5 protein-coding genes are annotated in these 11,729 nt (G+C 71.8%); all 5 read right to left on the reverse strand.

What is annotated here, in order from left to right:
* Positions 1 to 26: 26 nt before the first annotated feature.
* The 5 genes from xpsF to EAT51_RS02605 all read right to left on the reverse strand — a co-directional run bounded on the left by xpsF (position 27) and on the right by EAT51_RS02605 (position 11,354).
* Positions 27 to 1,244: a type II secretion system protein XpsF gene (gene xpsF, locus EAT51_RS02585; protein WP_130515352.1), complete on the reverse strand. Its 1,218-nt coding sequence runs from the start codon at positions 1,242 to 1,244 to the stop codon at positions 27 to 29.
* A 34-nt stretch (positions 1,245 to 1,278) separates the two neighbouring features.
* On the reverse strand, positions 1,279 to 1,617 hold the full coding sequence (locus tag EAT51_RS02590) for a GIY-YIG nuclease family protein (RefSeq protein WP_130515350.1): 339 nt from the start codon (positions 1,615 to 1,617) through the stop codon (positions 1,279 to 1,281).
* 230 nt (positions 1,618 to 1,847) lie between these two features.
* A complete protein-coding gene (gene gspE / locus EAT51_RS02595; protein ID WP_130515348.1) occupies positions 1,848 to 3,584 on the reverse strand; it encodes a type II secretion system ATPase GspE in 1,737 nt (578 codons plus the stop codon).
* A 128-nt stretch (positions 3,585 to 3,712) separates the two neighbouring features.
* On the reverse strand, positions 3,713 to 5,644 hold the full coding sequence (locus EAT51_RS02600) for a S8 family peptidase (RefSeq protein ID WP_130515346.1): 1,932 nt from the start codon (positions 5,642 to 5,644) through the stop codon (positions 3,713 to 3,715).
* A gap of 148 nt (positions 5,645 to 5,792) precedes the next feature.
* Positions 5,793 to 11,354, reverse strand: coding sequence for an ESPR-type extended signal peptide-containing protein (locus tag EAT51_RS02605; protein ID WP_130515344.1), 5,562 nt, complete (start codon positions 11,352 to 11,354; stop codon positions 5,793 to 5,795).
* Positions 11,355 to 11,729 lie beyond the last annotated feature (375 nt).

Here is an 11,729-nt window from a genome sequence, read left to right on the forward strand (position 1 = left end):
CGAAGTCGAGGAAAGCAGTGTGCGGGTCAGTTGATCGCACCGGCCAGATCGTACAGCGGCACCAGCACGGCGATGATGACCGCGCCCACCACCGCGGCCAGCACCAGGGTCACCGCCGGCACCAGCGCGGCCAGCATGCGGTCCAGCGCCTGCGCCGTCTGTGCCTCGAAGGTATCGGCGGTCTTGAGCAGCATCGCGTCCAGCGCGCCGGATTCCTCGCCCACCTGCATCATCTGCAGCGCCAGGCGCGGGAAGCGCTTGCCCGCGCCCAGCGCGGTGGACAGCGCGCGGCCGTTCTTGACCGCATCGGCGGCGCCTTCCACGTCGGCGGCCAGCGCGCGGTTGCCCAGCACGTTGCGCGCGATGCCCAGCGCGCCCAGCAGCGGCACGCCGTTGCGCAGCAGCGTGCCCAGCGTGCGCGCCAGGCGCGCGGTTTCCAGCCGCGCGATCAGCGGGCCGATCAGCTTGCGCTGCAGGATCCAGCCATCGAAGCGATCGCGGAAGGCGGTGTCGCGCCGCTTGCGGTCGATCCACAGCAGCGCCAGCGCCGGCAGCACGATGAAGGCCAGCCACCAGCCTGCGACGAACTGCCCCACCGCCAGCACGATGCACGTGAACCACGGCAGGGTGACGTCCAGGCTCTCGTACATCTGCGAGAACTGCGGCACCACATAGCCCAGCAGGAACAGCATCGCCAGCCCGACCACCACCATCAGGATGGCCGGATAGATCAGCGCGTTGATCACCCGGCCCTTGAGCGCGCGACTGCGCTCCAGGTAATCGGCCAGGCGCTGCAACGTGTCGTGCAGCGTGCCGCCGGCCTCGCCGGCGCGCACCATGTTGATGTACAGACGCGAGAACGTGCCGTGCTGGCGCTCCAGCGCGGTGGACAGCGGCGCGCCGCCGCGCACCGCCTCGCGGATGTCGGCCACGATGTGGCGCGCCTTGTCCTCGTCCGGCAGCTCCAGCAGGATCGTCAGCGCCCGGTCCAGCGGCTGCCCGGCGCTCAACAACGTCGCCAGCTGCTGGGTGAACAGCACCAGCCGCTGCCCACCGAAGGCATTGGGCTGCAGCAGCAGCTTGAACGAGCCCAGCCCGCCGCCCTCGGACGCCAGCCGCGCCTCCATCGGCAGATGGCCCTGCTCCTGCAGCCGCGCCACCACCTCGGCCTCGCTGGCCGCCTCCATCTGCGCCTCCAGCACCTCGCCGCGCGCGTTGAGCGCTTTGTAGCGGTACAGGGGCATCAGGCAAAGCTCGGAAAGACGCAATCGTCAGCCGTCATTCCCGCGAACGCGGGAATCCATGGACGTCCGCCTTTGGCACCGCGCCGACGATGTCCGGCCACAAATCCCTCCAGGACGGATTGAAGGCATCGACCAATTGGACCTTCCATGCGCGCCGCCACTTCTTGATGCGTTTCTCGCGCAGGATCGCAGACTCCATCGTGTCGTGCTGTTCGTACCAGACCAGGCGCGTAATGGCGTAGCGGTCGGTGAAGCCCGGTGCGGCGTGCGTGCGGTGTTGCCAGGTCCGGCCTACGAGGTTGCTGGTCACGCCCACGTAGAGCGTGCCATTGCGGTCGCTGGCCAGGAGATAGACGCAGGGGTCGCGGGTCATCGTTCTTCCTTGAACGTCCAGGGATTCCCGCGAGTGCGGGAATGAGGGCTTGGGGCTGATGCGCTGCACGTCCATGGATTCCCGCTTTCGCGGGAATGACGATTTCTAGTGTGGACTGGCGCGTTGCGTGTCCATGGATTCCCGCGTTCGCGGGAATGACGAGTCTGAAGATGGCGCGCGGCGGCGTTGCTCCGTCGATGCCGCCACGATCTGTAAGCACCCGCGCGGCCTCACGCATCCTCGGTCACCCGCAGGACTTCCTCGATGGTGGTCATGCCGGCCAGGGCCTTGGCGATGCCGTCCTCGTACATGCTGCGCATGCCGGCGTTGCGGGCCAGGGTCTCCAGTTCGCCCATGCCGGCGTGGCGCATCACCGCCGCGCGCAGGCCGTCGTCCATCACCAGGAACTCGGTGATGGTGGTGCGGCCCAGGTAGCCGGTCGGGGCGATGGCCGAAGCGCGCGGGCGGTACAGCAAGATCTCGCCATCGGGTTGGTAGCGGCGCAGGTTGAAGCGGGCGATCTCCTCGGGCGTGGCCGGATACGCTTCGGCATGCTGCGGCTCCAGCCGACGCACCAGCCGCTGGGCCAGGATGCCGTTGACCGTGGAGGTCAGCAGGTAGTCCTCCACGCCCATGTCGAGCATGCGGGTGATGCCGCCGGCGGCGTTGTTGGTATGCAGCGTGGACAGCACCAGGTGACCGGTGAGCGCGGACTGGATGGCGATGCGCGCGGTTTCCAGGTCGCGCATTTCGCCGATCATGATGATGTCCGGGTCCTGGCGCACGATGCTGCGCAGCGCGCTGGCGAAGTCCAGGCCGATCTGCGGCTTGGCCTGGATCTGGTTGATGCCTTCGATCTGGTACTCGACCGGGTCCTCGACCGTGATGATCTTGACGTCTTCGGTGTTGAGCTGGCTCAGCGCGGTGTACAGCGTGGTGGTCTTGCCCGAACCGGTCGGGCCGGTCACCAGCAGGATGCCGTGCGGCTGCTGCAGCACGCGCAGGAACTGCGGCAGGAAGTCCTCGGTGAAGCCCAGCCGCTGGAAATCGAACACCACCGTCTCGCGGTCCAGCAGGCGCATCACCACGCTCTCGCCGTGCGCGGTCGGCACGGTGGACACGCGCAGGTCCAGCTCCTTGCCCTGCACGCGCAGCTGGATGCGACCGTCCTGCGGCAAGCGCCGCTCGGCGATGTTGAGCCGGGCCATGATCTTGATGCGACTGATCACCGCGGCGGTGAGGTTGGCCGGCGGGCTCTCGCCCTCCTCCAGCACGCCATCGACGCGGTAGCGCACCTTCAGGCGGTTCTCGAACGGCTCGATGTGGATGTCCGAGGCGCGCAGTTCGACCGCGCGCTGGATCACCAGATTGACCAGGCGGATCACCGGCGCCTCGGAGGCCAGATCGCGCAGGTGTTCGACATCGTCCAGCTCGCCGCTGGCCTCGCCGTCGGCGGTCTCGACGATGGCGCCCATCGCGCTGCGGCCCTGGCCGTGCCAGCGCTCGATGGTGTCGTCGATCTCCGAACGCAGCCCGACCACCGCACGCACCGGCCCGCCGATGGCCATCTGCACCGCATCCACGGCATAGGGGTCGCACGGGTCGGCGACCCACAGCGACAGCGCGCCGTCGGCCTCGCCCAGCGGGCAGACGTGGAACTGCTTGAGGAAGCGCAGCGACAGCGCCACGTCCTCGGGCAGTTCGGGCGGGACGTCCGGCAGCTGCTTGGCCGACAGCAGCGTCAGGCCCAGCACCTCGGCGCTGGTCTCGGCGTGGTCGCGCTCGGACACCAGGCCCAGGCGCAGCAGCAGGGCGAGCACGTGGCCGCCGGTCTCCTCCTGCAGGCGCCGCGCGCGGCCCAGGTCGGCCTCCTTCAGCTTGCCCTTGGACAGCAGGGCCGCGACCACGCGTTCGTCGGCCGAGGGGGACAGGCGGGGTTCCAGAGCGGAGACGGGGACAGCGTTCACGTACGACCCTTGCGCAGCATAGGGGCGCAACTCTAACAGCGGCCCGCGACGCGGCGGCAGGGGCACGGCGCACCGCGCCTGCGCAGGCGACGCCGCGCCGGGGCCGGGCCCCGGCGCGGTGCCGGGCCTTACTGCCGCGCCGACAGCGTGGCGCCCGCATAGGCGCCGGTGCCCACCACCTTGAGGTAGTACGTGCCGGACTTGGGCGCGGTGAAGCGCACGGTCTCGTTGTTGCCGGCGCGGGTGGACTTGGCGTCGAAGTCGCTGCTGGTCGGCGCCTTGTCGAAGCTGGCGTACAGCGACAGGTTGCCGGTTCCCCCCAAGGTGATGAACGACAGCGTCTTGCCGGCCACGGCCTCGAAGCTGTACAGCGTCTCGCTGCCGGTGGTGCCCGAGACGGTGACGCCGACCTTGTTGGTCAGCGGCGTGGCCTGCGGACCACAGGTCTCGGTCTGCGGATCGCACGGCGTGGCGATGGCTTCCTTCACCGCGGCGGCGGCATCGACGATGCCCGCGCCGATGGGCCGGTTGGCGACCGGGGCCACCGCCGGCGCATGGGCGGTGCGCTGCAGCAGGTCGACCACTTCGGTGGGCGTGAGCAGCGGCAGGCCGGCGTCCAAACGCGCGCCCTGCACCAGCGCCACCACGCCGCTGACGTGCGGGGCGGCCTGCGAGGTGCCGGCGTAGCCGCCGTAGTCGCTGTCGTTGTCCACCGGCGTGGTGGTGCCCGAGTTCAGCGCCTGCCAGACGAAGCCGTCGTTGGTCGGCGTGCCGGAGGTGCCGTCGTTGGGATACACGCCGCCGCCGGGCGCGGCGATCTCCACGCTGGTGCCGTAGTTGGAGTAGTAGGCGCGGCGGCTGGTGATGCCAGTGGAGGCCACGGTGATCACGCCCGGGCAGCTGGCCGGCGAATAGCCCGCCGCGTCGGCGTTGCTGTTGCCGGCCGAGACCACCACGGTGGCGCCCAGCGCGTTGGCCTGGGCCACGGCCTGACCGGTGACGTCGCTGGCCGTGCACACGCCACTGCCGCCCAGGCTGAGGTTGATGACCTGGGCCGGATGGGTGTTGGCCGGCACGCCGTCCACGCTGCCGCCAGCGGCCCAGATGATCGCGTCGGCGATGTCGCTGTCGTAGCCGCCGCAGTGGCCCAGCACGCGCACCGGCAGGATCTTCGCGTTGTAGGCCACGCCGGCCATGCCGGCGGCGTTGTTGGTCAGCTCGGCGCCGGCGGTGCCGGCCACGTGGGTGCCGTGCCAGGTGCTGTCCTCGGGCGGGTTGTCGGCGTTGGTGCACGCGCTCAGCCACGGCTCCTCGGTGGTCCAGTCGCCGGTGTCCCAGCCGCCGGGCGCGCGACCGTCGGCGTCGCGGCCGGAGATCAGCTTGTCGGTGATGAAGTCGTAGCCGTCGCCGGCCAGCTCGGTGTTCAGGTCGACGTGGCGGGTGATGCCGGTATCGAGCACGGCGATGACGATGCCGTTGCCGTCGGCCAGGTCCCAGGCGTTGTTGACGTTGGCGCCGCCGTTGTTGGCGTTGCCGCCCTGGGTGGCGGTGCCGTCGGGCGCCTTCAGATGCCACTGGTACTTGGCGTAGTAGGTGTCGCTGGGGGTGAAGGTGGCCGGCGCGGCCGCGGCCGGGGCGCGGATGTCGCGCACCGGGCGGCGCAGCAGGTCGGGCTGCACGCGCAGCACGGCCGGGTCGGCGGCGAGCTGGCGCATGAAGGCCTCGGCCTCGACGCGATCGAGCTTGCGCGAGGTCTTGACCAGTTCGGCACCGGTGGCGAGCCGACGCAGATGGCTGGCGGTGGCGATGCGGCCGGGCGCGCTCAGGCCGGCGCGCGACAGCGCCGTGGTGGCGCGCGCGGCAATGCCGGTCGCGCTGGACGCGGTGGCGGTGCTGCCGTCGCGGTAGGTGATGATGAAGCGGCCGATCTTCTGCTCGCTCTCCGCGCCCGCCGTGGGCAGGCGCGTGGTCTGCGTCGGCGTGGCCGCGTGGCTGGCCGTGCTGGCGGCGAGCGCGAGCACGAGGGCCGGAAGGAGGATGCCGCGAGGTGTGCTGGTCATTGCTGGTCGTCCCTTTGCGCAAGTGAAAGTGTCAGCCCGGCGCCTGGCGGGCCGGGTTCGATGACGCATGTGCGCCGCGTCGGGCTGGGCCGGGCGGCGTTCCATCCCTGCACGGGCCGCCGCGAGGGCGACGGCCCGTGGTGTTGCCTCACCAGCCGAAGCCGGCGCCCACGCCCACCGAGCGTTCGTCGCCGCTGAAGGCGCCGCCGACGGTGATCGTGGCCCGCTCGCTGAGCGCGCGCTGGTAGCCCACCGACAGCGCGTTCTCGCCGCCCTGGAAGCCCACGCCGACGCCGACACGGTTCTCGGTGTGGATGCCGGCGGCGCTGGTGGCCATGTTGAGCATCGCCGCGTTCATCGCGCCCTGGCGGTCGATGCGGCGGTCCTGCTCGGCGAAGCGGCGGTCCACGCCCTGCTTGTAGCCGTCCAGGTCCTGGTTCCAGGCGTTGAACTTGGCGTCGGTGTAGCTGTTGGCGCTGCTCAGCGTCTGCGTGGCGGTGTTGTCGGTATAGGCCTTGGCGGTGGCCACCGACTGCGCGTCGCCGGCCTGCACCTGGCCGACGTTGGCCGCATCGTTGGCTTGCGTGCCGGCGGCCACGTTGGTGACCTGGCGCTGGTTGCCGGCACTGCCCACCGAGACGGTGTTGGCGCGGTCGTTGGTCGACCCCTGGCCCAGGGCGACGGCGTTCTGCGCACTCACGCTGCTGCCCTGCCCCACGGCCGTGCCGCTGGCCGCGGTGACCGAGGTGCCTTCGCCCACCGCGACCGCGTTGGTCGCCTCGGCGGCGATGGTGGCATTGGCGCCGACCGCGGTGCTGCCGTCGGCGTTGACCCGCGCATTACTGCCGATGGCCGTGTCGCCGGGGCCGGCGGCATAGGCGGCGCCGCCGATCGCGGTGCCGCTGTCGGCATTGGCCTGGGCCGCGTCGCCGAGCGTGGTGGAGGCCGGCGTGGCCGCTGCGGCGGTCGTGGCGGCGGCAGTGGCGGTGGAGGTAACAGGCGTGGAGCGCTCGCTCGCGGCGGTGCGCAGCGTCTCGGTGGACGCTTCTTCCGCTGCCGGCTCGACGCTGGCCGGGGCGGCGGCGCTGAGCGTCCTGCGTGCGGAGGTGGCGACCTTGCTGGCGCTGGCCGTGCCGCTGCGCGCGTCGAGCTCGGTCACCTTCGAATCCAGCGCGGCCAGCGCATCGCCCACGCTGTTGTAGCCATCGCCCTGCACGATGAAGGTCGGCGTGGTCAGCCCGCCGAGCGGGCCGACCGAGGCGCCGCCACCGAGGTAGCGCGCATAGGCCTGCAGCGACTGGTAGAGCTGACCGCCGGTGACCGCCTCGGTGCTGCCCTCGGCCAGCAGGCCCTGGCTGAGGTTGACGATGCGGCGCGTGGCCGGGCCGCCGCGGCCGTTGCCGCTGCCCAGCGAGACGGTGTCGGCCTCGTAGGTGCGCGAGCCCGCGCCCAGCGCCACCGAGTTGGCGCCGGTCGCACCCGCATTGGCACCCAGCGCCACGCCGTTGCTCGCGCTCTGCCGCACGAAGGCGTTGTAGCCCACGGTCACGCCGTTGGCGCCCAGCGTGCTGGACTGCAGGCCGACCGAGGTGGCGTTGACCGCACTGGCCTTGCTCGCAGCGCCCACCGCGATGGCACCGGCACCGCTGGCCGCACTGCCCGCGCCCAGCGCTACGCTGCGATTGCCAGCGGCGTTCGCCCCCGAACCAGCCGCGGTAGCATCGCTGCCGCCGGCGCTGGCCAAACCCTTGCCGGAGAACTGGAAGCCCGCGCTGGTGCCTTCGGCCGAGGCCGCCACCGCATCGAGCTGCGACTTGTTCACCGCATCGGTGTCCTGCGTGCCGGCGGCGACGTTGGTGATCTGGCGCTCGGCACCCGCATCGCCGACCGAGACCGTGTTGTTGCGCGTGGCCTTGGAATTGGCGCCCAGCGCCACGCTGTTGTCGCCGAACGCGGTGGCGTAGTAACCGATCGCCGTACTCGCCTCGCCGCTGGCCCAGGTCTCGGCGCCCAGCGCGGTGGACAGGGCGGAAGGCGCATAGGCGAAGTAACCCACCGCCGTGCTCTCCAGCCCGTCGGCCCCGCTGAGCACGCCGCTGGCCAGGCTGTAATCGCCCGCGGCGATCGCGCCGGCGCCGAAGGCGCTGGCCGATTCACCGCTGGCCTGCGTCGAAACGAACGCGCCCTGCCCCGGAACCAGATCGACCACGCCGCCGACCGCGGTCGAACTGGTGCCCACCGCCGCACTCGAGGTGCCTACCGCGGTGGTGTAGTCGCCGATCGCATTGGCCACCGCGCCCACCGCCGTGGCCTGCGCGCCGGCCGCGTAGGCGCCCACGCCCGTGGCGGTGGCGGCGAAGCCGGAGGCATCGGCGCTGGCGCCCAGCGCGGTGCCGCCCACGCTGGCGCTGGTCGCGCCGGTGCTGACCGGCGCGCCCTCGACGGTGATCAGCGGATCGCCGTTCTCGTCCACCGCCACGCCGCCCACGGCCACGCTCGCAGGTCCGGTGGCCTGCGCGTTGTTGCCGAAGGCCGCCGCGTTCTGGCCCGCGGCCACGGCGTTGAAGCCCACTGCGGTGGCGTTCTGCGCGCTGGCGTTGGCACCCGAGCCGAACGCCGAGGCACCGCTGCCGATCGCATTGCTCGCCTCGCCCGCGGCCACGGCGTTGTCGCCTTCCACATACGCACCGGCATCGCTGTCGGCACTGCCGCTGGCCTGGAAGTACTTGCTGGTGGTCTGCGCGGTGGCGGCGACCCGGTCCAGCTGCGCCTTGTTCACCGCGTCGGTGTCCTGCGTGCCGGCGGCGACGTTGGTGATCTGGCGCTCGGCACCGGCATCGCCGACCGAGACGCTGTTGTCGCGCGCGGCCACCGCACCGGCGCCCAGCGCCACGGCGTTGTTGCCGGTGGCCTCGCTGCCGGCGCCGAGCGCGATGGCGCTCTCGTTGTCGGCCAGCGCATTGGTGCCGATGGCGATGCTGTTGATCGTGTTGCCCAGCGCCTGGTAGCCCAGGCCGATGCTGTAGTCGCCATAGCCGAACGCGCCGCGACCGATCGCGGTGGCGCTGGCGCCCGGGGCCCAGCTGTTGAAACCGATCGAGGTCGCGCCGCTGCCGCTGGCCCAGGCACCGGTGCCGAAGGCCGAGGTGTTGAGCCCGGTCGCCCACGCGCCCTGGCCGAAGGCCGAGGCGCCCTCGGCAGTGGCCCAGGCATAGGCGCCGACCGCGGTGGCGTAATCCTGGCTGGCCCAGGCGCTGTCGCCGAAGGCCACCGCATAGCCGCCGACCGCGCGCGCCTTGTAGCCGCCGGCCGTGCTGTGTTCGCCCAGCGCCTGCGCGCCGTAGCCGAACGCCGAGGACACCGCGCCGGTGGCCTGCGCGCCGGCGCCGACGGCGGTGGCGTCCTGGGTGGCGTTGGCGCCGACCAGCACCGGCTTGCCGTCCGCATCCTCGATGGGGCTGTTGTACTGATCGAAGGCCTGGCCCATGCCGCCGACCGCGACACTGCCCTCGCCCACCGCCGCGCTGTTGTGGCCGATGGCCGTGGCCTGGTTGCCCGCCGCGCCGGCGCCCGCGCCGTAAGCCGATGCGCCGGTGCCCAGCGCGTTGGCGGCCTCGCCCGCGGCGATCGCGTCATCGCCTTCCACATAGGCGCCGGCATCGCTGTCGGCGCTGCCGCTGGCCTGGAAGTACTTGCGCGTGGTGTTGGCGGTCGTGGCCACCTCGTCCAGCTGCGCCTTGTTGACCGCGTCGGTGCCCTCGGTCCCGGCGGCGACGTTGGTGAGCTGACGCTCGGCGCCGGCATCGCCCACCGACACCGTATTGGCGCGCGAGGCCACCGAATCGGCGCCCAGCGCGACGCTGTTCTCCGCTTCGGCGAAGGCGTTGACACCGATCGCCGCGCTGCTGGTGCCGTCGGCATAGCTGTTATGCCCCAGCGCGGTGCTGTATTCGCCTGTGGCCCAGGCACCGTTGCCGAACGCGGCGCTGCCAGTGCCGCTGGCGCGCGTGCCGATCAGGCCGAAGAAGGTGCTGCCGCCGACCGCGGTCGCCTCCTCGCCCAGCGCCTGGCTGCTCTCGCCCACGGCGGTGGAACTGCCGCCCTGCGCGGCGGCGCCCGCACCCAGCGCGGTCGCGTTGACGCCCGCCGCCTCGCTGCCATAGCCGAAGGCCGAGCCGAAGTCCCCTGCCGCGCTGGCGAAGCCGCCGTTGGCCGTGGCGGCCAGCCCGGCCGCGCTGCTGCTGAAGCCGCTCGCCGTGGCCTGCAGGCCCGTCGCCGTGGCGGCGGCACCGGTGGCGGTGCTGAACGCGCCGCTGGCCTGCGCACCGGCGCCCAGCGCGCTGGCACCAACCGCGCTGGCGCTGGTGGTCTGATCGAGCAGCACCTCGCCGGTGTCCGGATCGGCATAGGTCAGCGTGCCGCCCACCGCGGTCGCCGAGTCGGCGCTGGCGGTGGCATTGAAGCCGCTGGCGGTCGCGTTGACGCCGGCCGCCGTGGCGCCGCCGCCGAGCGCCGAGGCGCCGTTGCCGATGGCGTTGGCGGCCTCGCCCGCGGCCACGGCGTTGTCGCCTTCGACGTAGGCACCGGCATCGCTGTCGGCGCTGCCGCTGGCCTGGAAATACGTGCTGGTGGTGTTGGCGGTCGCGGCGACTTCATCCAGCTGCGCCTTGTTGACCGCATCGGTGGCTTCGGTGCCGGCGGCCACGTTGACGATCTGGCGCTCGGCGCCGGCATCGCCGACCGACACGCTGTTCTCGCGCTGCGCCACCGAGCGCGCGCCCAGCGCCACGCTGTTGGCCGCGGCGCCGTGCGCGCCGAAGCCCAGCGCGGTGCTGTCGCTGGCCTGCGCCCACGCGCCCGCGCCCAGCGCACTGGCGCCTTGCGCATCGGCCGAGCTCAGATAGCCCAGCGCGGTGCCATAGTCGCCATTGGCCCAGGCGCCGTTGCCGAAGGCCGCGCCGCCTATGCCCAGCGCCTGGGTCTGGTAGGTGCCGCCCAGCGCCGAGCCGCCGACCGCGGTGCTTTCCTCGCCGCCGGCGATGGAGAACTCACCCAGCGCCGTGGCGCTGGTGCCGGTGGCTTGCGCGGCCAGGCCCAGGCTGGTGGCGTAGTCGCCGCTGGCCACGGATTCGGCGCCGTGCGCGGTCGCCCCGGCGCCGCTGGCGGTGGACAAAAAACCGCCAGCGGTCGATTCGATGCCGCTGGCCACACTCTCCGCGCCATGCGCGGTGGCGCCGTCGGCGGTGGCGGCGCTGTAGTAGCCGCTGGCCGTGGATTCCACGCCGGACGCCTCGCTCAGCGCACCGTGCGCCACGCCGCCATCGCCGCTGGCCAGCGCTGCCGCGCCGCTGGCGGTGGACTGCGCGCCGCTGGCCTCGCTCTGGAAGCCCACCGCCGTGGACGCATCGCCCGAGGCATCGGCGCCGCAGCCGATCGCGATGCCGTTCCCGCCGCCGGCGCGCGCCGTGCGCGTGGCCGCATCGGCGCAGTCGGCCGTCTGCGGCGAGATCGCGGTGCTGGCCTTGCCGGAGGAAACGCCACCGCCCACCGATTGCGCCAGCGCGCTGTGCGCGGCGAACACCACCACCGCGGCGAGCGCGGCCCGCACCATGCGCGCCCCCTTGCCCTTGCCGTGGCGCGAGGCCAGTTCCGAGGCCACCACGACCTGCCCGCGTCGGGCATCCCACAGCTTGCAGAAGATGCGATTCATGCGTTCCTTTCCTTGGCGTTGTGTTGTTGCGGGCAAGAGACCCCCGTCGGCGCGCGAATCGCTTCGCGCACACGGTCACAGCAGTCGGATGTCTCTCTCTCGTTGAACGGCGACGGTCCACCTTGCGGGGGATTTAATGGCGGACCGAACGCATGGACTCGCGTCATGCGTCTGGATCGATAGTCCGCGAGTCAATTTCTTGACGTCAAGTGCCGTTCATGCATTGCAACGCCATGCGAAGACGCGGCAAAACAAGCCATTTCAACGACTTCATGCCGAGATGGCCTGCGCAAATTGCGAGAACGAATATCGCGTAAAGGAACAGAGGTCACATAACGCACAACGCCCATCGCAAGCGATGGGCGTCGATGTGTG

Origin of the sequence: Pseudoxanthomonas winnipegensis, assembly GCF_004283755.1 — a bacterium.
Lineage (GTDB): Bacteria > Pseudomonadota > Gammaproteobacteria > Xanthomonadales > Xanthomonadaceae > Pseudoxanthomonas_A > Pseudoxanthomonas_A winnipegensis.

Excerpts from the sequence above, each read along its gene's own strand:
- EAT51_RS02590 (WP_130515350.1), bottom strand. The coding sequence starts at position 1,617 with ATGACCCGCGACCCCTGCGTCTATCTCCTGGCCAGCGACCGCAATGGC.
- xpsF (WP_130515352.1), bottom strand. The coding sequence starts at position 1,244 with ATGCCCCTGTACCGCTACAAAGCGCTCAACGCGCGCGGCGAGGTGCTG.
- EAT51_RS02600 (WP_130515346.1), bottom strand. The coding sequence starts at position 5,644 with ATGACCAGCACACCTCGCGGCATCCTCCTTCCGGCCCTCGTGCTCGCG.
- EAT51_RS02605 (WP_130515344.1), bottom strand. The coding sequence starts at position 11,354 with ATGAATCGCATCTTCTGCAAGCTGTGGGATGCCCGACGCGGGCAGGTC.